This window comes from Thiomonas sp. X19, from assembly GCF_900089495.1.
In the GTDB taxonomy this organism is placed as follows: domain Bacteria; phylum Pseudomonadota; class Gammaproteobacteria; order Burkholderiales; family Burkholderiaceae_C; genus Thiomonas_A.
This window is the reverse complement of the sequence record NZ_LT605203.1, coordinates 545,150-566,194: the sequence shown is the minus strand read 5'-3', so window position 1 is coordinate 566,194 and position 21,045 is coordinate 545,150. Positions and strand designations below refer to the sequence as shown.

At 66.6% G+C, this 21,045-nt stretch carries 22 protein-coding genes and 1 pseudogene; 12 read left to right on the top strand and 11 right to left on the bottom strand.

Annotated elements, in window-relative coordinates; all coding sequences use genetic code 11:
• Positions 1-5 precede the first annotated feature (5 nt).
• From tkt to THIX_RS02705, 7 genes are all read left to right on the top strand, one after another.
• Complete coding sequence (gene tkt / locus THIX_RS02735; RefSeq protein WP_112484747.1) at positions 6-2,093, top strand: transketolase; 2,088 nt, start codon at positions 6-8, stop codon at positions 2,091-2,093.
• 16 nt (positions 2,094-2,109) lie between these two features.
• Positions 2,110-2,808, top strand: a complete 699-nt coding sequence (gph, locus tag THIX_RS02730; RefSeq protein WP_112484745.1) for a phosphoglycolate phosphatase — start codon at positions 2,110-2,112, stop codon at positions 2,806-2,808.
• A gap of 62 nt (positions 2,809-2,870) precedes the next feature.
• Positions 2,871-3,878, top strand: coding sequence for a type I glyceraldehyde-3-phosphate dehydrogenase (gene gap, locus THIX_RS02725; protein ID WP_112484743.1), 1,008 nt, complete (start codon positions 2,871-2,873; stop codon positions 3,876-3,878).
• 65 nt (positions 3,879-3,943) lie between these two features.
• A complete protein-coding gene (locus tag THIX_RS02720; protein WP_112484741.1) occupies positions 3,944-5,149 on the top strand; it encodes a phosphoglycerate kinase in 1,206 nt (401 codons plus the stop codon).
• A 48-nt stretch (positions 5,150-5,197) separates the two neighbouring features.
• On the top strand, positions 5,198-6,262 hold the full coding sequence (fba, locus tag THIX_RS02715; RefSeq protein WP_112484738.1) for a class II fructose-bisphosphate aldolase: 1,065 nt from the start codon (positions 5,198-5,200) through the stop codon (positions 6,260-6,262).
• 92 nt (positions 6,263-6,354) lie between these two features.
• Positions 6,355-6,912 (top strand): thioredoxin family protein, encoded by a 558-nt coding sequence (locus THIX_RS02710; RefSeq protein ID WP_112484736.1) that lies wholly within the window; start codon positions 6,355-6,357, stop codon positions 6,910-6,912.
• 1 nt (position 6,913) lies between these two features.
• A complete protein-coding gene (locus THIX_RS02705) occupies positions 6,914-7,699 on the top strand; it encodes an HAD family hydrolase (RefSeq protein ID WP_112484734.1) in 786 nt (261 codons plus the stop codon).
• A 9-nt stretch (positions 7,700-7,708) separates the two neighbouring features.
• Here the strand turns inward: THIX_RS02705 and THIX_RS02700 are convergent, their stop codons facing one another.
• From THIX_RS02700 to leuS, 4 genes are all read right to left on the bottom strand, one after another.
• Positions 7,709-8,392, bottom strand: coding sequence for a hypothetical protein (locus THIX_RS02700; protein WP_112484733.1), 684 nt, complete (start codon positions 8,390-8,392; stop codon positions 7,709-7,711).
• A gap of 243 nt (positions 8,393-8,635) precedes the next feature.
• Complete coding sequence (gene holA / locus THIX_RS02695; RefSeq protein ID WP_112484732.1) at positions 8,636-9,727, bottom strand: DNA polymerase III subunit delta; 1,092 nt, start codon at positions 9,725-9,727, stop codon at positions 8,636-8,638.
• A 26-nt stretch (positions 9,728-9,753) separates the two neighbouring features.
• Positions 9,754-10,278 (bottom strand): LPS assembly lipoprotein LptE, encoded by a 525-nt coding sequence (lptE, locus tag THIX_RS02690; protein WP_112484731.1) that lies wholly within the window; start codon positions 10,276-10,278, stop codon positions 9,754-9,756.
• A 43-nt stretch (positions 10,279-10,321) separates the two neighbouring features.
• Entirely contained in the window at positions 10,322-12,952 is a 2,631-nt protein-coding gene (leuS, locus tag THIX_RS02685; protein WP_112484730.1) for a leucine--tRNA ligase, read from the bottom strand.
• Positions 12,953-13,220: 268 nt separating this feature from the next.
• Between leuS and THIX_RS02680 the strand changes: the two genes are divergently transcribed.
• From THIX_RS02680 to THIX_RS02665, 4 genes and pseudogenes are all read left to right on the top strand, one after another.
• Positions 13,221-13,676: a MarR family winged helix-turn-helix transcriptional regulator gene (locus THIX_RS02680; RefSeq protein ID WP_112484729.1), complete on the top strand. Its 456-nt coding sequence runs from the start codon at positions 13,221-13,223 to the stop codon at positions 13,674-13,676.
• Positions 13,677-13,720: 44 nt separating this feature from the next.
• Positions 13,721-14,244, top strand: a pseudogene (locus THIX_RS23925) (YceI family protein); the annotation flags it as partial.
• A gap of 15 nt (positions 14,245-14,259) precedes the next feature.
• Positions 14,260-14,604, top strand: a complete 345-nt coding sequence (locus tag THIX_RS23710) for a YceI family protein (protein ID WP_371412988.1) — start codon at positions 14,260-14,262, stop codon at positions 14,602-14,604.
• Between the two features lie 240 nt (positions 14,605-14,844).
• Positions 14,845-15,174, top strand: a complete 330-nt coding sequence (locus THIX_RS02665; RefSeq protein ID WP_112484728.1) for a cytochrome c — start codon at positions 14,845-14,847, stop codon at positions 15,172-15,174.
• Positions 15,175-15,244: 70 nt separating this feature from the next.
• On the opposite strand, the gene THIX_RS02660 is transcribed toward THIX_RS02665, so the two are convergent.
• The 4 genes from THIX_RS02660 to THIX_RS02645 form a co-directional block, all read right to left on the bottom strand.
• On the bottom strand, positions 15,245-15,682 hold the full coding sequence (locus tag THIX_RS02660) for a biopolymer transporter ExbD (protein ID WP_112484727.1): 438 nt from the start codon (positions 15,680-15,682) through the stop codon (positions 15,245-15,247).
• Between the two features lie 79 nt (positions 15,683-15,761).
• Positions 15,762-16,466: a MotA/TolQ/ExbB proton channel family protein gene (locus THIX_RS02655; RefSeq protein ID WP_112484726.1), complete on the bottom strand. Its 705-nt coding sequence runs from the start codon at positions 16,464-16,466 to the stop codon at positions 15,762-15,764.
• 25 nt (positions 16,467-16,491) lie between these two features.
• Positions 16,492-17,319: a 4-hydroxy-tetrahydrodipicolinate reductase gene (gene dapB / locus THIX_RS02650; protein ID WP_112484725.1), complete on the bottom strand. Its 828-nt coding sequence runs from the start codon at positions 17,317-17,319 to the stop codon at positions 16,492-16,494.
• Between the two features lie 144 nt (positions 17,320-17,463).
• Positions 17,464-18,138 (bottom strand): outer membrane protein assembly factor BamE, encoded by a 675-nt coding sequence (locus tag THIX_RS02645; RefSeq protein ID WP_112484724.1) that lies wholly within the window; start codon positions 18,136-18,138, stop codon positions 17,464-17,466.
• 70 nt (positions 18,139-18,208) lie between these two features.
• On the opposite strand from THIX_RS02645, the gene fur reads away from it, so the two are divergent.
• Positions 18,209-18,682 carry a ferric iron uptake transcriptional regulator gene (fur, locus tag THIX_RS02640; RefSeq protein WP_112484723.1) on the top strand — a complete coding sequence of 158 codons (474 nt, stop codon included), beginning with the start codon at positions 18,209-18,211 and terminating at the stop codon, positions 18,680-18,682.
• A 63-nt stretch (positions 18,683-18,745) separates the two neighbouring features.
• Here fur and hprK read toward each other — a convergent pair whose 3' ends face one another.
• The 3 genes from hprK to hpf all read right to left on the bottom strand — a co-directional run bounded on the left by hprK (position 18,746) and on the right by hpf (position 20,788).
• Positions 18,746-19,702, bottom strand: coding sequence for an HPr(Ser) kinase/phosphatase (gene hprK, locus THIX_RS02635; protein ID WP_112484722.1), 957 nt, complete (start codon positions 19,700-19,702; stop codon positions 18,746-18,748).
• Positions 19,703-19,831: 129 nt separating this feature from the next.
• Entirely contained in the window at positions 19,832-20,302 is a 471-nt protein-coding gene (locus THIX_RS02630; RefSeq protein ID WP_112484721.1) for a PTS sugar transporter subunit IIA, read from the bottom strand.
• Positions 20,303-20,455: 153 nt separating this feature from the next.
• On the bottom strand, positions 20,456-20,788 hold the full coding sequence (gene hpf, locus THIX_RS02625) for a ribosome hibernation-promoting factor, HPF/YfiA family (RefSeq protein ID WP_112484720.1): 333 nt from the start codon (positions 20,786-20,788) through the stop codon (positions 20,456-20,458).
• Positions 20,789-21,045 lie beyond the last annotated feature (257 nt).

The following is a 21,045-nucleotide window of genomic DNA, read 5'->3' as shown; positions in this document are numbered from 1 at the left end:
ACCCCATGAACGCGCACAGCGAACTGTTCCCCGTCATCGACCCGACCCAGCGTCGCCGCCTGGCCAACGCCATCCGCTTCCTCGCCATCGACGGCGTCGAGGCGGCCAAGTGTGGCCACCCCGGCGCGCCCATGGGCATGGCCGACATTGCCGAAGTGCTGTGGCGCAACCACATGCACCACAACCCGGCCAATCCGCACTGGGCCGACCGCGACCGTTTCGTGCTGTCCAACGGCCACGGTTCGATGCTGATCTACGCCCTGCTGCACCTCACCGGCTACGCGCTGCCGATCGACGAGCTCAAGCGCTTCCGTCAGCTTCACAGCAAGACCCCGGGCCACCCCGAAGTCGGCTACACCCCGGGCGTGGAAACCACCACCGGTCCGCTGGGCCAGGGCCTGGCCAATGCCGTGGGCATGGCCTTGGCCGAGCAGATGCTGGGGCGCAAGTTCAACCAGCCGGGGCATGAAATCGTCAACCACCACACCTATGTGTTCCTGGGTGACGGCTGCCTGATGGAAGGCATCAGCCATGAGGTGTGTTCGCTCGCCGGCACGCTCAAGCTGAACAAGCTCATCGCCTATTACGACGACAACGGCATTTCCATCGACGGCCATGTCGAGCATTGGTTCACCGACAACACCGCGCTGCGCTTCCAGGCCTATGGCTGGAACGTGATCGGCCCGATCGACGGCCACGACGCGCTGGCGGTGGAGCGCGCCACCGCCGAGGCCAAGACCAGCGACAAGCCCACCCTCATCATCTGCCGCACCACCATCGGCTGGGGCTCGCCCCACAAGGCCGGCACGCACGACGTGCACGGCTCGGCGCTGGGTAGCGCCGAAGCCGAGGCCACGCGCAAGGCGCTGGGCTGGGAGTACGGTCCTTTCGACATTCCACAAGACATTTACGACGCCTGGAGCGCCAAGGCCCACGGCGCCAAGCTGGAGGCCGACTGGAACCAGCGCTTCGCCGCTTACGAGAAAGCGCATCCGGCCCTCGCCGCCGAATACAAGCGCCGCATGGCCGGCGATCTGCCCGCCAACTGGGCCGAGACCGTGCAGGCCCTGTTCACCAAGGCACGCGCCGTGACCGCACCCACCGCGACGCGCAAGTCCTCGCAGATCGCGCTCGAAACCCTGGTTCCCGCATTGCCCGGCATGTTCGGCGGCTCGGCCGACCTGACCGGCTCCAACCTCACCGCGGTGAAAGACTCCAAGCCCTGGGCCAATGCCAAGGACGGCGAGGTCGTGAACTACCTGTCCTACGGTGTGCGCGAATTCGGCATGGCCGCGATGATGAACGGCATGGCGCTGCACATGGGCTTCCTGCCCTACGGCGGCACCTTCCTGATGTTCTCCGACTATTCCCGCAACGCCGTGCGCATGAGCGCGCTGATGAAGCAGCGCGTGGTGCACGTGTTCTCGCACGACTCCATCGGCCTGGGCGAAGACGGCCCCACCCACCAGGCGGTGGAGCAGACTCCGAGCCTGCGCCTCATCCCGAACCTCGACGTCTGGCGTCCGGGCGACGTGCTCGAAACCGCGGTGGCGTGGAAATGCGCCGTCGAGCGCAAGACCGGCCCCAGCGCCCTGCTGCTGTCGCGCCAGAATCTGGTGTCGAGCCAGCATCCCGAAGGTGCCGAGGCGCGCATCGCGCGTGGTGGTTATGTGCTGGCCGAAGCCTCCGGCAAGCCGCAAGTGGTGCTGATCGGCACCGGCTCGGAAGTGGAAATCGCGCTCAAGGCGCAGAAGCTGCTGGAGGGTGCCGGCGTGGCCGCGCGCGTGGTGTCCATGCCCTGCACCGCCGCCTTCGACCGCCAGGACGAGGCCTACCGCAACACCGTGCTGCCGCTGTTCGTGCCGCGCGTTGCGGTGGAGGCGGCGCAGCCCGACTTCTGGCGCAAGTACGTCGGCCTGTCCGGCGGCGTGGTCGGCATCGCCAGCTTCGGCGAATCGGCCCCGGCACCCGATCTGTACAAGCATTTCAAGATCACCCCCGAGCACACCGCCGATGTGGCCCAGGCCGTGCTGCGCATGCACGCCGCGCGGCACGAGTCGGAAGACGGCAATGTCGTGCGGTCGATGAACTGAGCAGCGAGCGCGAGCCATGTTCGATCTGGTGATGTTCGACCTCGACGGCACGCTGGTGCAGACCGCGCCGGAGATTGCCGACGCCGTCAACGACCTGCTGCGCGAGCAGGGGCTGCCCGAGGTGGGCGAGGATCTCATCGCCACCTGGATCGGCCATGGCACGCGCGAGCTGATGACGCAAGCCTACGCCCATGCCGCGCAAATCGGCATCGGCACCTTGCGCCGCACCGGCACCATGGACCGGCTGATGCCGCGCTTCACCGAGTTCTACGAACAACGCTGCGGCACCCGCAGCCGGCTGTATCCGCAGGTGCTGGAGGCGCTGCGCGCGCTGCGCCAGGCCGAGGTGCGCATGGCCGTGATCACCAACAAGGAGCAGCGCTTCACCACCACCGTGCTGATGGCCCACCAGATCCGCCCGTTTTTCGACATGGTGATTGCCGGCGACACCCTGGCGGCGAAGAAACCCGATCCCCTGCCCGTGCGCTATTGCCTGGATGCGCTGAAGGTGCCCGCGGCGCGCGCCCTGTTCGTCGGCGATTCGCAGATCGACGTGGACACTGCGCGCGCCGCGGGCGTGCCCATCTGGGCCGTGCCGTATGGCTACAACCTCGGCCACCCCATCGCCCAGGCCAATCCGGATCGCATCATTCCCACCATCGCCGTCGTGGCCGAGGCCATCGCCGCTGGCGCGCCGCAATCGTGCGCGGCCTGAGCCGGCGGCATATCCCCCATTCACCATCCCAACCATCCACCATCAAGCAAGGAGTGATCCCCATGACTATTCGCGTTGCCATCAATGGTTTCGGCCGCATCGGACGCATGGCGTTCCGCGCCGTGGCGAAGGAAGCCGAGTTCAGCGATCTTGAAATCGTCGCCATCAACGACCTGCTCGAACCCGACTATCTCGCCTACATGCTGCAGTTCGACTCGGTGCATGGCCGCTTCAACGGCACCGTCGCGGTCGAGGGCAGCCATCTGGTGGTCAACGGCAAGAAAATCCGCCTCACCGCCGAGCGCGATCCCGCCAATCTGAAGTGGAACGAGGTCAAGGCCGACGTCGTCATCGAAGCCACCGGCTTCTTCCTCACGCTCGACACCTGCCAGAAGCACATCGACGCCGGCGCCAAGAAGGTGGTGCAGTCCGCACCGTCGAAAGACGCCACGCCCATGTTCGTCTACGGCGTGAACCACGCCAAATACGCCGGCGACGCCATCGTTTCCGCCGCCTCCTGCACCACCAACTGCCTAGCCCCGGTGGCCAAGGTGCTGAACGACAGCTTCGGCATCAAGCGCGGCCTGATGACCACGGTGCACGCCGCCACCGCGACGCAGAAAACCGTGGACGGCCCGTCGAGCAAGGACTGGCGCGGCGGCCGCGGCATTCTGGAAAACATCATTCCCTCCAGCACCGGCGCGGCCAAGGCCGTGGGCAAGGTCATTCCCGAACTGAACAAGAAGCTCACGGGCATGGCCTTCCGCGTGCCCACCTCCGACGTGTCGGTGGTCGACCTCACCGTCGAGCTGAACCGGGAGGCCAGCTACGACGACATCTGCAAGGCGATGAAGGCGGCGTCCGACGGCCCGCTCAAGGGCGTGCTCGGCTACACCAGCGACAAGGTGGTGGCCACCGACTTCCGCGGCTGCCCCCTGCCGTCGATTTTCGATGCCGAAGCCGGCATCGCGCTCGACTCCACCTTCGTCAAAGTCGTGGCCTGGTACGACAACGAGTACGGCTACACCTGCAACATGATGCGCTTCGTCAAGCATGTCGCCTCCCACTGATCTGCGCCGACACGGCCGCTCGCTTCGGCGCGCGGCGGCTTTCATGACTATCGAGAAGCAGCCCCATGCAAATTCTGACCTTTGAGGAAGTCTGCAAACGCGGCTTCGCCCAGGACAAGCGCGTGTTCATTCGCGCCGACCTGAACGTGCCGCTGAACGACCGTGGCGAAATCACCGAAGACACCCGCGTGCGCGCATCCGTGCCCGCCATTCAAATGGCGCTGAACGCCGGTGCCGCCGTGATGGTCACCTCCCACCTGGGGCGCCCGACCGAGGGTGAGTTCAAACCCGAGGACTCGCTCGCTCCAGTGGCCACGCGCCTGTCCGAGCTGCTGGGCCGTCCCGTCACCCTGGTGCAGAACTGGGTGGACGGCGGCTTCGAGTTGCGCCCCGGCGAGGTGGTGCTGCTGGAGAACTGCCGCCTGAACAAGGGCGAGAAGAAGAACGACGACGCCCTGGCGCAAAAAATGGCCAAGCTGTGCGACATCTTCGTGCATGACGCCTTCGGTACCGCGCACCGCGCCGAGGCCACCACCCACGGCATCGCCAACTACGCGGCCATCGCCTGCGCCGGCCCGCTGCTCGCGGCCGAGATCGACGCCGTCAACCGTGCGCTGGCCGATCCGGCGCGGCCGCTGTTGGCCATCGTCGCCGGCTCCAAGGTGTCGACCAAGCTCACCATCCTGCAAAGCCTGGCCGACAAGGTCGATGGGCTCATCGTCGGCGGCGGCATTGCCAACACCTTCATGCTGGCCTGCGGCCTGCCCATCGGCAAGAGCCTGGCCGAGCCCGACCTGCAGGGCGCCGCCCGCCTGGTGATGGACAAGATGAAGGCGCGCGGCGCCGAAGTGCCCATTCCCGAAGACGTGGTCGTGGCCAAGCAGTTCAGTGCCACGGCCGAGGCCACGGTGAAAGACGTCAAGGACGTGGCCGCTGACGATCTCATCCTCGACATCGGCCCCAAGACCGCGGCCAAGCTGGCGGCCAAGCTCAAGGCTGCGGGCACCATCGTCTGGAACGGCCCGGTGGGGGTGTTCGAGTTCGACGCCTTCGCCAACGGCACCAAGACCCTGGCCACGGCCATCGCCGAAGGTGCGGGCTTTTCCATCGCCGGTGGTGGCGACACCCTGGCGGCCATCGCCAAGTACGGCATCACCGACAAAATCGGCTACATCTCCACCGGCGGGGGCGCGTTCCTCGAAGTGTTGGAGGGCAAAACCCTGCCGGCTTTTGAAATCCTGCAGCAGCGTTCACGCATCCCCTTGTCCTGAACCCGCTGTCGCGAGCCCTGTCATTTTTTTTCCATCCCGGAGTTCGTCATGGCCCTCATTTCCCTGCGTCAATTGCTCGACCACGCCGCCGAGCATTCCTACGGCGTTCCCGCCTTCAACGTCAACAACCTCGAACAGGTGCGGGCCATCATGGAAGCCGCCGACGAGACCGACTCCCCGGTCATCCTGCAGGCCTCTGCCGGCGCCCGCAAGTACGCTGGCGCGCCCTTCCTGCGCCACCTCATCGAGGCTGCGGTGGAAGAATGGCCGTACATTCCGGTGGTGATGCACCAGGACCACGGCACCAGCCCCGGCGTGTGCCAGCGCTCCATCCAGCTCGGTTTCTCGTCGGTGATGATGGACGGCTCGCTGGGCACCGACGGCAAGACTCCGACCACCTATGAGTACAACGTCGACGTCACCCGTCGCACGGTGGACATGTCGCACGCCTGCGGCGTCTCGGTCGAAGGTGAACTCGGTTGCCTCGGGTCGCTGGAAACCGGCACCGCCGGTGAAGAGGACGGCATCGGTGCCGAGGGCACGCTGGACCATAGCCAGCTCCTGACCGACCCGGAAGAAGCCGCCGACTTCGTGAAGAAAACCCATGTGGACGCGCTGGCCATCGCCATCGGCACCAGCCATGGCGCCTACAAATTCACCCGCCCGCCCACCGGCGACATCCTCGCCATCGGCCGCATCAAGGAGATTCACGCCCGCATCCCCAACACCCATCTGGTGATGCACGGCTCGTCCTCCGTGCCGCAGGAGTGGCTGAAAATCATCAACACCTATGGCGGCGACATGGGCGAGACCTATGGCGTGCCGGTCGAAGAAATCGTCGAAGGCATCAAGCACGGCGTGCGCAAGGTCAACATCGACACCGATCTGCGCATGGCCTCGACCGGCGCCACCCGCAAATTCCTCGCCGAGCATCCGAAAGAGTTCGATCCGCGCAAATTCCTCATCGCCTCGACCAAGGCCATGAAAGACATCTGCAAGGCGCGCTACGAAGCCTTCGGTACCGCAGGCCACGCATCCAAGATCAAGCCGATCAGTCTGGAAGCCATGGTCAAGCGCTACGAGAAAGGCCAGCTCGATCCCAAGATCAACTGAGCATCCCCTCCGTCTGCATGACCCGCCCCGGCACCTGCCGGGGTTTTCGTCTGCACCTCCCTCGTTCTGAACCCTCGCAAAGGAGTTTGCCCATGGCCGCCACCGCCGATCCCTTGCAACGCGGATTCTCCGCACCCGATTTCACCCTGCCCGGCACCGATGGCCGCGTCCGGAGCCTGGCCGAGCTGCGTGGCCCCAAGGGCCTGCTGGTGATGTTCATCTGCAACCACTGCCCTTATGTGCAAGCCGTCGCCGACCGCATGGTGCGCGACGCACGCGAACTTCAGGCCATCGGCGTGAACGCGGTGGCGATCAGCAGCAACGACGTGACGGCCTATCCGGAAGACTCCTTCGACTCCATGAAGCAGTTCGCCGTGCGGCACGGTTTCGGTTTCCCCTATCTGTACGACGAGACTCAGGCCGTGGCCAAGGCTTATGGCGCAGTCTGCACGCCGGATTTTTTCGGCTTCAACGCCGACCTGCAACTGCAATACCGCGGCCAGCTCGACGCCTCGCGCAAGCATGCAGCGCCGGCCGATGCGCGACGCGACCTGTTCGAGGCCATGAAGCAAATCGCCGCCACCGGCATCGGCCCGGACGAGCAATATCCCAGCATCGGCTGCTCGATCAAGTGGAAAGATGAGGCCTGAAATGTCCAAGCTTCAAGCCCTGATCTTCGACGTCGACGGCACGCTGGCCGAAACCGAGCGCGACGGCCATCGCATCGCCTTCAACCAGGCCTTTGCCGACGCCGGCCTGGATTGGAACTGGGATGTGCCCACCTATGGCCGCCTGCTCGCCATCACCGGGGGCAAGGAACGCCTGCTGCACTACTGGCTCAGCATCGACGCCGAGGCCGCCGCGCGGCCTGACGCGGCCGGACAACTCGCCGAATGGCACCGCCGCAAGACCGCGCACTATGTGCGCCTCGTGGCCGATGGCGGCATCGCCCTGCGTCCCGGCGTGGCGCGGTTGCTGCACGAAGCGCGCGACGCCGGCCTGCGCCTGGCCATCGCCACCACCACCACGCCCGACAACGTCGAAGCCCTGCTGCACGCCACGCTGGGCGCGAGCGGCATGGCGATGTTCGAGTGCATCGGCGCCGGCGACGCCGTGCCACGCAAAAAACCCGACCCCGGCATCTACACCTGGGTGCTGGAGCGCATGAACCTGCGCCCCGAACAATGCGTGGCCTTCGAAGATTCGACCAACGGCCTGCGCGCGGCCCTCGGCGCCGGGCTGCAAACCGTGGTCACCACCGGCACCTACACCGCGGACGAGACCTTCTGCGGCGCCCTGGCCCGGCTGGACGGGCTGGGCGAACCGCAAGCCCCGGCCCATGGCCATGTCGGGCAGCAGGTTTGGAGCGGATGCGTTGACTTGAACACGCTGCGGACTTGGGCGCGGCTCGCGCCCGCTCGGGTTCCACAGGCTTGATCTCGCCGCTCACCCCACCACGCTGATCGATTCCGGCGGCAGGACGATGGGTTGGCGCGCAGCCTTGCTGACGCGGCGCTCCAGCCCGGCCTTGGCGGAGGCTGGTGACGCGCGCAACCAGGCTTGATGCAAGGCGGGTTTGGCGCCAACCCAATGGCCCAGATCGACCCGAATCGGCGTGGCGCCGAGATTCACCAGCAGCACGCGGCTGCCCTGCGAGCCGATGAAGCTGGCGCCCTGCAAGGCGGCATGCGTGGCCGGCGCGGGATAGGCGCCGTCGACGCCGGGAAAGCGCAGTTTCTCGAAGTCCTGCGCGCCCGCCAGGACCACGCCGAGCAAATGCCGCGAGGCGGCCAGCGGGGCGCAGGCCGAGGGCGAGTCGTCCGTCCAATGCGCAGCGCCACACGGCCTGCCGACGCCGGGCTTTGCATGGGGCACCTGGCCTTGGTCCAGCGCCTGCAAGACGGCGACGACGCCGCGCAGTTGCAGCGCCCAGGCCTTGGCCAAGGGGGCGTGCAGGGCACTGCGGCTGACCAGCGCGGCCTGGGTGTCGCGGGTGCGCGGCAGAGCGCGCATCACATCGTCGGGGCCGACTCCGGTGAACAGGGGGCGGGGTGCAACATGCGCCTGAGCGAGGCGGCAAAAGCAGACCAGACCGAGGCAGGCGAAAAGCGAACGGCGCAAGGGCAGCATGGCGTGCAAGGTGAAGTGGAGCTGAAGTGGAGCCGGAGACGATGGCACTCTGAATCGCCGAAGGCGCCAGAAATTCCCGCTGGAGCCGGGCTTTTGGTGTCCGGCTGTAAGCGCGGTGCGGTGCGGTGCTGCGCTGCCGGCGTTAGGGCATGCGGCGTGGCACCAGGCCCGCCAGCCTGCACGTCATCGAACGCATTGCGTGGCCGCGTTTGGAGCGTTGGCCGAACGCGGGCGCGTGGGGCTTCAGTCCGCCGCCAGCAGCACCAGCCTGGCGCCGTGCGGGCTGGCGGCGGGCAGCGGCGCCGCGGCTTGCGCCATGGCCAGCGCCAGGTGGCGTACCGCCTCCCAGGGTTCGTGCGGAATGCCGGGCGGCCGCAGGCCTTTCACGGCGCGGTCGCAGGCCGCGGCGCGCAGCAACAGGCCTTCCAGCAGCGGCAGGCCGAGGCGCGGCAGGGCGCGTTGCAGCAGCTTCTCCTTCGGCCCCCAGATGCGGTTGGCGCGCGCCAGCGCGGCGAAGTTCTCGCCCGCCTCGAGCCCCTGGCGCAGGCGCAGCCAGGCGCGCACTTCCTCGGCCAGCGACCAATGCGCCAGCACCGGCGCCACGCCCTCGCCCTGCAGACCTTCGAGCATGCGCAGCAGGCGTGGCAGGTCGCCGGCGAGCACGCCTTCGCCCAGGCGGAACACGCTGTAGCGCGCCGCACCCTGCACCAGGTCTTCCACCTGCGCGGGGTCGAGTTCGCCGGGCGGCACCAGCAGCGCGAGTTTTTCCACTTCCTGATGCGCCGCGAGCAGATTGCCTTCGGTGCGCGCCACCAGCATGTCCAGGCAGGCGTGGCCGGCGCCGCCGCTGGGCATGCGCAGACCGTGGCGCGCCAGACGGGTGCGCATCCAGGCGCCGAGCTGGTCGGCTTCGATGCTGTCCACCCGCACCGCGACGCCGGCGTCGGCCAGGCGGCTGAACCAGTCGGATTTCTGCGTGGCGGCGTCAAGCCTCGGCAACAGCACGAGCACCAGAACCTCGGCGCTGGTTTCCTGCGCCAGCGCGGCCAGCGCCTGGGCGCCGTCGCGTCCGGGCTTGCCGGTGGGAATGCGAATCTCGATCAGCTTGCGCTCACCGAACAGGCTGAGTTCGCGGCTTTGCGCCAGCAGCGTGCCCCAGTCGAAACCGCGCTCGACCTGGTGTTGCTCGCGCGTGGCGTAGCCCTGCGCCTGCGCGCTGGCGCGAATCGCATCCACCGCCTCGTTCACCAGCAGCAGCTCGTCACCAAACACGGTGTAAGGGCCGCGCAGGCCGGCGTCCAGGCGGGCTTGCAACTGCTCGGCGCGGATCTGCATGGGGTTGGGGCGGCGAACTTGATCGCTCAGGGCGCGGAGGCCGGCGCTGCGGGCATGGGCGCGCGCTTCACGGTGGAGAGCTGGAACATGATGCGGTTGACGATGTCTTGCCGCATGCCGCGATAGAGCAGGTCCGCCTCGTTGGCCTTGGCCAGCGTGGCCGAGGTGCTGTAGCTCAGGCTGCTGGTCTGGCTGATGGTGGTGGGCGCGATCAGCATCTGCCCCGCGGGCGTGGCGAGCTGGAAGCTCACGGTCTCGCGCAACTGGTATTGCGCCACGGTGCCGTTGGCGTTGTAGGCCACGGCGGTTTGCGTCGGGCTGTCCGACAGCAGGGTGAAAATGGCCTGCGCCTGCTTCGGGTCGTTGGCAATGCGGGTGGTGGTGGTGCTGGCAATCTGGCGCTTGAGGTCGATGAGCAGCGGCCCGCCCGGCCCCTGCACCGCCAGCGTCGAGAACGCCAGATTGGTGGAGCCGCGCAGGTGGAAACCGCAACCGGCCAGCCACAGCGTGACCAACAGGGCGAGGATGAACTGAAAGGGGCGTCGCGTCATAGCCGCATTGTCGCTGGATGCGCCGTGTGCGTCGGGCAGGCGCTCACACCACCACGTTCACCAGGCGCCCGGGCACGACCACGACCTTCTTCGCCGCATGGCCTTCGCCGAACCTGGCGAACTCGGCGCTCGCCAGCGCGGCGGCTTCGATCACGCTCTTGTCGGCGTTGGCCGGCACCTGCAGCGCGCCGCGCAGCTTGCCGTTGATCTGCAGCATCAGTTCCACCGTGTCTTGCATCAGCGCGGCGGGGTCCACCTGCGGCCAGGGCGCGTCGAGCAGATCGCCATGCTGCGCGGCGTAGCCGAGCTCCTGCCACAGCGCATGGGTGATGTGCGGCGTGGCGGGGTAGAGCGCGCGCAGCAGGATGCCGAAGCCTTCGCGCAGCGCGGCAGGCATGCCCGCCGCCGCCGTGTCCGCCCCCTCCAGTGCATTGAGCAGCTTCATCGCGCCCGAGACCACGGTGTTGTATTGCATGCGTCCGTAGTCGAAACTCACCTGCTGCAGGGTCTGATGCAACTCGCGGCGCAGTTTGCGCGTGGCCTCGGCAGGCTCTGCCGCGCTGGGGGGCAGGCCCTGCAACTTGAGGCCGAACGCCCACACCCGCTTCAAGAAGCGATGCGAGCCTTCCACCGCGGCGTCGTTCCATTCCAGCGTGGCTTCGGGCGGGGCGGCGAACATGGTGAACAGGCGTGCGGTGTCGGCGCCGAAGCGGTCGATCAAATCCTGCGGATCGACGCCGTTGTTCTTGCTCTTGCTCATGGTGCCGACGCCGCCGTAGTCCACCGCCGAGCCGTCGCTTTTGAGCTTCGCGCCGATGATCTTGCCGTGCGTGTCGAGCACGTTCTCCACCTCGTGCGGCCAGAAGTATTCGATGCCGCCTTGCACGCTCTTGCGCGAGTAGATGTGGTTGAGCACCATGCCCTGCGTCAACAGCCGGGTGAAGGGCTCTTGGGCCTGGGTCAGGCCGAGGTCGCGCATCACCTTGGTCCAGAAACGGGCGTAGAGCAGGTGGAGGATGGCGTGCTCGATGCCGCCGATGTACTGGTCCATCGGCATCCAGTAATCGGTGCGCGCGTCCACCATGGCGCTGTGGTTGTCGGCACAGGTGTAGCGCATGACGTACCAGCTCGAGTCGACGAAGGTGTCCATGGTGTCGGTCTCGCGCTTCGCCGGCTTGCCGCACTTCGGGCAAGCCACGTCGACGAATTCCGCGCACTTGGTCAGAGGGTTGCCGCTGCCGTCGGGGATCAGATTTTCCGGCAGCACCACCGGCAGGTCCTTCTCCGGCACGGGCACCGTGCCGCAGTCGTCGCAGTGGACGATGGGAATCGGCGTGCCCCAGTAGCGCTGGCGGCTCACGCCCCAGTCGCGCAGGCGCCAGGTGGTTTTTTTCTCGCCCAGGCCCTTGGCGGCGAGAAGTTCGGCCACCTTGTCCACGGCGGCTGTGTAGGGCAGATCGTCGAGCACACCGGAGTTGACGCACACCGCGCGCTGTTTGTCGCCGTACCAGTCGGCCCAGGCGTCGAGATTGAAGGATTCACCTTCGACCGTGACGACTTGCTGAATGGGCAGCGCGTATTTCTTGGCGAAGGCAAAGTCGCGTTCGTCGTGCGCGGGAACGCCCATCACCGCGCCGTCGCCGTAGCTCATCAGCACATAGTTGCCCACCCAGACAGGCACTTCGGCACCCGTCAGCGGATGGGTGACGCTCAGGCCCGTGGGCATGCCCTCTTTTTCCTTCAACGCCAGTTCGGCTTCGGTCGTGCCGCCCTGCTGGCAGCGTTCGATGAAGGCGGCCAGTTCTGGGTTGCCTGCTGCCGCGTGCGCCGCCAGCGGATGCTCGGGCGCCACGGCGCAAAACGTCACGCCCATGATGGTGTCGGCGCGCGTGGTGAACACGTACATGCGCCCGCCTTGAATCAATGCTCCGGCGGCGTCGCGGATGGTGTGCGGGAAAGCGAAGCGCACGCCGGCGCTCTTGCCGATCCAGTTCTCCTGCATCAGCCGCACACGCTCGGGCCAGCCGGCGAGGAAGTTCTTGTCCTCGGGGTTGCTCACCGCGGACAGCAGCTCTTGCGCGTAGTCGGTGATCTTGAGGTAGTAGCCGGGAATCTCGCGCTTTTCCACCACGGCGCCGCTGCGCCAGCCGCGGCCGTCGATCACCTGCTCGTTGGCCAGCACGGTCTGGTCGACCGGGTCCCAGTTCACCACCTGGGTGCGGCGCTCGGCGATGCCCTTCTCCAGCATCTTGAGGAACAGCCACTGGTTCCACTTGTAGTACTCCGGCGAGCAGGTGGCCACCTCGCGCGACCAGTCGATGGCCAGCCCCATCGCCTGCATCTGTTTTTTCATCGTGGCGATGTTGTCGTAGGTCCACTTGGCGGGTGGCACCTTGTTTTTCATCGCCGCGTTTTCCGCGGGCAGACCGAAGGCGTCCCAGCCCATGGGCATGAGCACGTTGTACCCGTTCATGCGCAGATGGCGCGCCAGCATGTCGTTGATGGTGTAGTTGCGCACATGGCCCATGTGCAGCTTGCCCGATGGGTAGGGCAGCATGGAGCAGGCGTAGAACTTGGTGCCGGGTTTGTCTTCGCGCACGCGGTAGGCGTCGGCGGCTTGCCAGTGGGTTTGCGCGGCGGCTTCCACCGCGCTGGCGTCGTACTTCTCGTTCATCGTGGAGCTTGCAGGTTGAAGCCGCGCAGAGCCCTGGCGCCAAGGCGGCGGCGTGAGGCTGCATCTTAGTGGCGCAACCTGCGCAGGGGCGCTGCGGAACGCCTCGCGGACACCACGTCTCCAACGCCCGGACCGCCGCATCCACGAGGCCAAAACCTGGCTTGCCCGTCGCGGCTTGCAAGTCGCGGGCACAAGCCCATAACCCTACCTGTTTTAATCGTTCTAGTGCGAACTATTATTTTGGCCATCGTTTCTCGTCACGAGCCCCATGCCTGCCCAATCATCCTTCCTGCCCTTGCTGCGTGAGCTCGTTCGCACCTACCAGGCGTTCGAGCGCCATTCGGCGGTGCATGTGCTGAGCCTGGGGCTCACCCCGGCACAGTTCGACGTCATTGCCACCCTGGGCAATACCGCAGGCATGAACCCCAAGCAGCTGGGGCTCAAGACCCTCATCACCAAGGGCACCCTGACCGGCGTGGTCGATCGACTGCTGGCCAAGGGCCTGGTACGGCGCCTGCCCGACCCCAGCGACGGGCGCGGGCAGATCGTGCGGCTCACACCTGCCGGGCAGCGCCTGTTCGAGCAGGTGTTCCCGGCGCACGGCGCGCACCTGCATCGCGTGTTCGAACGCCTGAGCGCGCAGGACGCGGCCCAGGCGGAACGCAGCTTGCGCATCCTGCGCACCGCCTTCGAGCAGGCCGCTGCCGAGGAATCGACGCCATGAAGACTCCCGCCGCAGCGCGCGTTCAGCGCTACACCTAGCCGGCCATGGCGCTGCACTGGCTGGTGACCCTGCTGATCTTCGGCCTGTTTCCGCTCGGCCTGTACATGAGCGACCTGCCGCTGTCGGTGCTCAAGCTGGAGCTATACGCCTGGCACAAATGGTTCGGCATCACCGTGCTCTTGCTGGTGGTGTTGCGCCTCGGCTGGCGCGCCTGCCATCGGCCGCCCAAGCTGCCGACATCCACGGTGGACTTCAGCGCCACGCAAATGGGCGTGGCCATGCACGGCCACTTCAAGGCGTTGGTGGCCGTGGTGGATTTCCAGCCCGCTGGCCTGGCCAAGAGCCATGTGAACGTTGCCATCAACGCGGCCAGCGTGGACGCCGGCAGCAGCCAGACCGACGATCTTCTCACCGGCAGCGGCTGGCTGGACGCGAAAACCTATCCCAGGACCGCTTCGTTTCCACCGGCTTCGCCCCGGCCGGCCCCGGGAAGTATGGGCTCACGGGGCAGTGCACCGTCAAGGGCAAAACCCAGCCGCTGCGCGTGCTCGTGACCACGCACCCGGCCGGCGCGAATCTGGTGATGGACGCCGACTTCCCGCTCAATCGCACCGCCTTCGGCCTGGGCACCGGCAGCTACACCTTCGACCCGAAGAGCCGCAGGGCCGACAAGGCCGACATCACCATTCCGGTGGACGGCCTGGACACCTTTTTCCCCATGCGCGACCAAGACCTCAAGGGCGCCGCCTTTTTCGACGCCAAGGCCAACCCCGCCATCCACTTCGTCAGCACCGAGTACGTGCCGCAAAGCAAGATCGCGGCCGGCTCGAAGGCGCGGGCAAGGTGCCCTATTTGCCCAAGCCCTGGGGCGGCTATCTCACCGGCTTCGTCGCCACCGCAACCATCGATCGCATGGACTTCGGCATGAGCGCCTACCCCAGCGGCCTGAGTCACAAGGTGCGGGTGAGGGTGGAAATCGAAGGGGCGCAGGCGTCGTCCTGATCCAGGCCGGAAGCACCCACGCTGCGCCCCTGGAGTTGCCAGGACGGTGGTGGACAAAGCCGCCGCCCTCGTTCACACTTTGTCGCATCGGTGTGTCGTGAGGAGTGGAGCCATGTCTGGGACGCTGAATGGAGGTGCTCGCAGCCGTGGGGCGTTGCTCAGACGCATGCTGATCGCTTGGCTGGCGCTGCCGCAGGCTTGGGCTGCCGATGCGCCGGCCGCAACGCCTACCGACGTGCCGAAGATTTTCGTCGGCGCCAATCTGGCGCAGGGCGAAAAAACCTATAACGAACTCAAATGCGCCGCCTGCCATGCCGAGCGCATGATGGGCTCGACCTCGGCGATGTACACCCGGCCCGACCGCAAGGTGCACAACGCGATGGAGTTGCGCGGCTTCACGCAGATGTGCGTGACCCAGCTCAACCACAGCCTGTTCCCGGAGGAGGTGACGGACATCGCCGCCTACCTCAACAAGGCCTACTACCACTTCAAGTGAAGGTGGCGCGCGGTGCGACCCGCGTGGCTGGGGGCAGTGATTGCGGGGTGGCGGTTGACGCTCACGGCGCTCACGGCATCGCGCCGGAGGCGGCAGCCGCGGGCTGGGTGATGAGGCCGATGCGGTCGAGCCCTGCGCCCTGGGCAGCGCCCATGACCTGCGCCACGTCGCCATAGGGTGCGGCAGTGTCGGCGCGAATGCGCAGTTCGGTGTCGGGGCGGGCTTTGGCGGCGGCGGCGAATCGGGCTGTGAGCGCGGCCAGCGTGGTGGGCTGATCGCCCAGGTAAAGCTTGCCGTCTTTCTGGATGGAGACCGACAGGCTCTTGGGGGCCCGCTGCGCAGCCGCGGTGTCGACCTTGGGCAGGTCGAGTGCGATATGGCCTGCCAGCAGCGGCGCGGTGATGATGAAAATCACCAGCAGCACCAGCATGACGTCGATCAGCGGCGTCATGTTGATGTCGCTCATCGGCGCCTCGTCCACACCGCGATCGAAGCGGCCGAAGCTCATGGCCTTGTCCCGGGGGTTGCGCGCCGCAGAACCTTGCGTGAAGGTTCGCGCGGCTGCGGCTGAGCGTCAGCGCCGCGCATCACGCCGAGCCGTTGGCATGGCGCGGCGCGGCCTCGCCGCTGAGCAGGTGCTGCAGGTCGAGGGCATAGCCTTCGAGCTCGGCGTCCAGCGCGCGGGCGCGTTTGCCCAGGGCGTTGTAAGCCAGCACGGCGGGAATGGCCACGGCCAGACCGGCGGCGGTCATGATGAGGGTTTCGCCCACCGGGCCGGCCACTTTGTCGATGCTGACCTGCTGCGTGGCGGCGATGGTGGTGAGCGCGTGGTAGATGCCCCAGACGGTGCCGAACAGGCCGACGAAGGGCGCGGTGCTGCCGACGCTGGCCAGCAACACATGGCCGGCGTGGAGCTGGCGGCTGGCGGCGTTGAGGGCGCTGCGCAGTTCGCGGCGCACGCGGTCGGGGCGCGACTGCCAGTTGGGCGCGGACGCGTCGTCGGCCCTGTCTGCGGGGTTCGCCGCCTGGTTGTCCAGCTTGGCCGCGACATCGGCCAGTCGCACCGTGAGGCCCTGCGGGTCGGCCGCGAGCGCGGCGGCGGGGGCATCCTGCCGGTGCGGCGCGGCCCAGAACGCGGCAATCGCGCGCGGCACGCGGCGCGCGGCGGCGGCCAGCATGGCGGACTTCCACAAAATGACGAACCAGCTCGCCACCGACATCGCCAGCAGCAGCAAGGCCACGGTGCGAATCAGCGCGTCGCCTTCTTGCCAGAATGCTGCGAGACCTCCCATCGTGCCGTTCCTTGGGTCGGGTGTTTCAGCCGCCGAAGCCGAGCACGGCCTGCATGTCGTACAGGCCGCTGCTCTTGCCGGCCAGGAAGCGCACGGCGCGCAGGCTGCCGGCGGCGTAGGTGGCGCGGCTGCTGGACTTGTGGGTGATTTCGATGCGCTCGCCGGTGCCGGCGAACAGCACGGTGTGGTCGCCGACGATGTCGCCGCCGCGAATGACCGAGAAACCGATGGTGCCGGGCTCGCGCTCGCCGGTGTGACCGTGGCGCGCCCAGACGGCGTCGCGCTCCAGATCGCGCCCGGCGGCCTGCGCCACCACCTCGCCCATTTTCAGCGCGGTGCCCGAAGGAGCATCCACTTTATGGCGGTGGTGCGCTTCGATGATTTCGATGTCGTAACCCTCTGCCAGCGCGCGCCCGGCCTGCTCCAGCAGCTTGAGCACGACATTGACGCCAATGCTCATATTGGGCGCCATGACGATGGGAATGTGCGCCGACGCCGCACGGATGCGTGCCAGCCCGGCGGCGTCGAACCCGGTCGTGCCGATGACCATGGCCACGCGGTGTTGCCGGCAAGCGTCCAGGTGCGCGAGCGTGCCTTGCGGCCGGGTGAAGTCGATCAGCGCCTGCGCGCCTTGCAGGCCGAGCGCCAGATCGGCGCTGACGCTCACGCCGGTCGCCAGACCCAGCGCGGCGCCGGCGTCCTGACCCAGCGCGGGCGAGTCGGCACGATCGAGCGCGCCCACGAGCTGGCAATCCGGTGCGGCGGCGATGGCCTCGATCAGCGTGCGGCCCATGCGGCCGCTGCTGCCGGCGACGGCAATGCGGTGGCGGGTTGGAACGGATTCTGCGGTCATGCTGGGGTCATGCGGAGCGTTTGCGGAAACGGTTGGGAGTTGGGTGTCATTTGGAGACGAATCGCACGGGGTGTTCTGCACCTGCAGGGGTGGTTGCGCCACGCCAGGCCGGCGCCATGCGCAAGGCGCGTCATACCCCATACCTTACTGCGCGCTGCTTGCTGCCGATGCCGGAGTTGCCGGGCTCGCCAGTGGCGCCGCCGAGGTTGGCGGCGCCAGGGCTTCGAGTTTGCTGATTTCCGCTGCAGGCGCGACCACTTGCAACGGACCTTGCGCACTGGACGCGGCCGCCACGGGATGCCGCTCGGCCAGCTTTTTCTGCGCGGCGGCGATTTCAGCCTGCAACTGCGCCTCGGTCAATTCCTTGGGTTTGCTGCCGGTGGACCGCAGGGCGTTGATCTGGGCCACGAACTGGTTTTCCGACGGCAGCGGATCGCCATCGGCGCGGATCATCTTGCCATCCTTGTCGAAGAACACGGTGTAGCGGCGCACGATCGGGGCTTGATAGCCCTGGCGCAGGCTGAAGACATATTCCCAGCGGTCGGCATGGAAAATATCCTGCAGCAGGGGGGTGCCGAGAATGGCGCGCACCTCGTCTTTGCTCATGCCGGGCTTGAGCTCTTCGGCCATTTCCTTGGACACGAAGTTGCCCTGGATGACATCGATGCGGTAGGGCTTGAAGATCGAGGTGAGGTCGTGCTGCTGGGTGAGGTTGCTGCAGGCACCCAAACCGAGAGCTGCGGGCAGGATCACGGCCAGAAAACCCAAACGCAGGGCAGACGAGGCGTGATGCGCAAGACGGGTACGCGGGACGTGCATCAGGGATTCGGCGGGTGGTTCCCGCCCCGGGGGTGAACTATGATGTTCATTCTAAACACCCCTCATCGTCATGCCGCCTTCCAACGCTCAAGGTCTGCGCAGCACGGGGCTGAAGGTCACCCAGCCCCGCTTGAAAATTCTGGAAATCTTCCAGAAAAGCGTCTTGCGCCACATGACGGCCGAAGACGTCTACCGCGAATTGCTGAACGACAATTCACGCGACATCGGCCTCGCCACGGTCTACCGTGTGCTGACCCAGTTCGAGCAGGCGGGCATTTTGTCGCGCACCCATTTCGAGTCGGGCAAGGCCATTTTCGAAATCAACGAAGGCAAGCACCACGACCATCTGCTGTGTCTGGATTGCGGCCGGGTGGAAGAGTTCGTCGACCCCGAGATCGAGCGGCGGCAGAAAAAAATCGCCACCGAGCATGGCTTCGTGCTGCAGGAGCATTCGCTGGCCTTGTACGCCAGCTGCAAGCGCGAGCCTTGCCCGCATCGCCCCGCCGCGCCGCGCGTCTTCCTGGGCGAGCGGGACCATCGCTGAGCGCCTCGGCGCACGGCAGGCCGCGAGCCGTCAAAGCTTGGAGCGGGCCTTCAGCAGGCCCCGTCAATCGTCGCTGTTTTCCAGCATGGCCACACGCTGACGATCCTGGAACTCCTTGAAGGTGTCGATGCCGCGCAACTGCAGAATGGTGTTGCGCACCGCGGCCTCCACCAGCACCGCGAGGTTGCGCCCGGCCTCGACCGGAATGAGCACCTTGCGGATGGCCACGCCCAGCACGTCCTGCCGCACATAGCCGGTGGGCAGGCGCTCGAAGTCCTGGTCCTGGGTATCGCGCCGCACCAGGTGCACGATCAGCCGCAGGCGCAGCTTGCGTCGCACCGCGGTCTCGCCAAAAATGGTCTTGATGTCGAGAATGCCGATGCCGCGCACTTCCAGCAGGTTCTGCAGCAGCTTGGGGCAATGGCCTTCGATGGCGGTTTGCGACACGCGCAGCAGTTCCACGCAATCGTCCGCCACCAGGCCGTGGCCGCGCGAAACCAGTTCCAGCCCCAGTTCGCTCTTGCCCAGACCGGATTCGCCGGTGATGAGCACGCCCAGACCCAGGATGTCCATGAACACGCCGTGCAGCGTGGTGCGGTTGGCGAACAGTTTCGAGAGGTAGGCACGCAGCACGTCGATGACGAAAGCTGCCGGCTCGGCCGTGGTGAACAGCGGAATGCGGGCTTGCTCGCAGGCTTCGATCAGCGTGTCCGGGGGCTTGGCGCCGTCGGCCATCACCAGCGCCGGCGGTTCCAGTCCGACCACACGGCGAATGCGCCGGGCGCTGTCGGCCTCGTCGGCATGCACCAGGTAATGCACCTCGCGCCAGCCGAGAATCTGCACCCGGTAAGGGTGGATGTAGTTGAGGTATCCGACCAGATCGGCGCCGGAGCTGGCGCCTTCCACGGCGGCGTCGTCGAAGCGGCGCTCGGGGTTGCTCTGCCCGGCCAGCCATTGCCATTTCAGCAAGGACGTGTTGGCCTCGAACAGGCTGTCGGCGGAAAGGGTTGCGGCTTTCAAGTGGCTGCTGGCGAAAGCCGGCGATGCGACGGATTCATGGCGGACACAAGCCAAGCGCCGGGCCGTCCCAAGCTTGGCTTGCCCCCTCGGGGGGTGGGGCGGCGCAGCGCGGCGCCCCAGGGGGCATGTTCAGGCCGCATGCTGCAGCGTCGACCAGTCATGCACCAGGCGGTGCGCCTGGATGGCGTCCGGCGCGTCCAGCAGGCGCTGGCGAAAGCCGTCGTCGGACAACATTTCGGCGATGGCGGAGAGGATTTCGAGGTGCTTGGCGGACGCCGCTTCGGGCACCAGCAGGAACACCAGCAACTGCACCGGCAGATTGTCAGGGGCCTCGAAAGGCACCGGGCTTGCGAGGCGCACCAGCGCGGCACTCGGTTGCCTCAGACCTTTGATGCGGCCATGCGGAATGGCCACGCCCTGACCCAGCCCGGTGGAACCCAGGCGTTCGCGGGCGAACAGGTTGTCGGTGACGACGGCGCGGGCCAGCCCCAGGTTGTTCTCGAACAGCAGACCCGCGTGCTCGAACGCGCGTTTCTTGCTGCTGGCCTCCACGTTCATCTGAACATGCGCCAGCGGCAAAATCTGGGCCAGTTGATTCATGGCATGGAGTGTGAATGCAGAAAGCTTGCGAGTGTATCGGCATGTGCTGACATGACGTCAAGCATGGGCCGAGACCGGGGTTGCAGCACGACAAATCGGAAGGTTCTGCGCCGCACGGCCCCTTGCGAAGGTCCGGCGGCGACTTGGGTGATCTCAGGATACGAGATGCTTGCTGGGCACGGCTTGGTGGGCGCGCGTGCGATTTTTGTGTTCCACCACCTGGCGGTCGAGTTTGTCGACCAGTTCATCGATGGCGGCGTACAGATCCTGGTCCTGGCATTCGGCGAAGATGTTCCTGCCTTTGAGCTGCAAATTGCATTCGGCCTTCTGGCGGCGCTCCTTTTCCTTTTGTTTCTCCACAGAGAGCAACACGTTGACACTGATCAGCTGATCGAAATGTCGCACCACACGGTCGAGCTTGGCTTCGACGTAGCTACGCAAGGCCGGTGTGACGTCCATGTGATGGCCGCTGATAGTCAGGTTCATAGATCCCTCCAGGTACACGTTGAGCAAACGGTTGACAGCGAAACAACACCCTAGCCGGCTGGACTGCGACGTCGATGGATCCGCCCGCCGCGCCCGCACCAACGAGGCGATTGCAGTGTGCGCCCGCCGCCCGCCAAAATCAAGGTTGGATTGCATCGCGGCGCAAGCGGCGGCATGCTCCACGCTGGGAATCTGGGGTCAACGGCAGCTTAGATCGTTCAACTGCGTTGATTTGCGTTGAATCACAGCAAAATTGA

Excerpts from the sequence above, each read along its gene's own strand:
- tkt (WP_112484747.1), top strand. The coding sequence starts at position 6 with ATGAACGCGCACAGCGAACTGTTCCCCGTCATCGACCCGACCCAGCGT.
- gph (WP_112484745.1), top strand. The coding sequence starts at position 2,110 with ATGTTCGATCTGGTGATGTTCGACCTCGACGGCACGCTGGTGCAGACC.
- gap (WP_112484743.1), top strand. The coding sequence starts at position 2,871 with ATGACTATTCGCGTTGCCATCAATGGTTTCGGCCGCATCGGACGCATG.
- THIX_RS02720 (WP_112484741.1), top strand. The coding sequence starts at position 3,944 with ATGCAAATTCTGACCTTTGAGGAAGTCTGCAAACGCGGCTTCGCCCAG.
- fba (WP_112484738.1), top strand. The coding sequence starts at position 5,198 with ATGGCCCTCATTTCCCTGCGTCAATTGCTCGACCACGCCGCCGAGCAT.
- THIX_RS02710 (WP_112484736.1), top strand. The coding sequence starts at position 6,355 with ATGGCCGCCACCGCCGATCCCTTGCAACGCGGATTCTCCGCACCCGAT.
- THIX_RS02705 (WP_112484734.1), top strand. The coding sequence starts at position 6,914 with ATGTCCAAGCTTCAAGCCCTGATCTTCGACGTCGACGGCACGCTGGCC.
- THIX_RS02700 (WP_112484733.1), bottom strand. The coding sequence starts at position 8,392 with ATGCTGCCCTTGCGCCGTTCGCTTTTCGCCTGCCTCGGTCTGGTCTGC.
- holA (WP_112484732.1), bottom strand. The coding sequence starts at position 9,727 with ATGCAGATCCGCGCCGAGCAGTTGCAAGCCCGCCTGGACGCCGGCCTG.
- lptE (WP_112484731.1), bottom strand. The coding sequence starts at position 10,278 with ATGACGCGACGCCCCTTTCAGTTCATCCTCGCCCTGTTGGTCACGCTG.
- leuS (WP_112484730.1), bottom strand. The coding sequence starts at position 12,952 with ATGAACGAGAAGTACGACGCCAGCGCGGTGGAAGCCGCCGCGCAAACC.
- THIX_RS02680 (WP_112484729.1), top strand. The coding sequence starts at position 13,221 with ATGCCTGCCCAATCATCCTTCCTGCCCTTGCTGCGTGAGCTCGTTCGC.
- THIX_RS23710 (WP_371412988.1), top strand. The coding sequence starts at position 14,260 with ATGGACGCCGACTTCCCGCTCAATCGCACCGCCTTCGGCCTGGGCACC.
- THIX_RS02665 (WP_112484728.1), top strand. The coding sequence starts at position 14,845 with ATGCTGATCGCTTGGCTGGCGCTGCCGCAGGCTTGGGCTGCCGATGCG.
- THIX_RS02660 (WP_112484727.1), bottom strand. The coding sequence starts at position 15,682 with ATGAGCTTCGGCCGCTTCGATCGCGGTGTGGACGAGGCGCCGATGAGC.
- THIX_RS02655 (WP_112484726.1), bottom strand. The coding sequence starts at position 16,466 with ATGGGAGGTCTCGCAGCATTCTGGCAAGAAGGCGACGCGCTGATTCGC.
- dapB (WP_112484725.1), bottom strand. The coding sequence starts at position 17,319 with ATGACCGCAGAATCCGTTCCAACCCGCCACCGCATTGCCGTCGCCGGC.
- THIX_RS02645 (WP_112484724.1), bottom strand. The coding sequence starts at position 18,138 with ATGCACGTCCCGCGTACCCGTCTTGCGCATCACGCCTCGTCTGCCCTG.
- fur (WP_112484723.1), top strand. The coding sequence starts at position 18,209 with ATGCCGCCTTCCAACGCTCAAGGTCTGCGCAGCACGGGGCTGAAGGTC.
- THIX_RS02630 (WP_112484721.1), bottom strand. The coding sequence starts at position 20,302 with ATGAATCAACTGGCCCAGATTTTGCCGCTGGCGCATGTTCAGATGAAC.
- hpf (WP_112484720.1), bottom strand. The coding sequence starts at position 20,788 with ATGAACCTGACTATCAGCGGCCATCACATGGACGTCACACCGGCCTTG.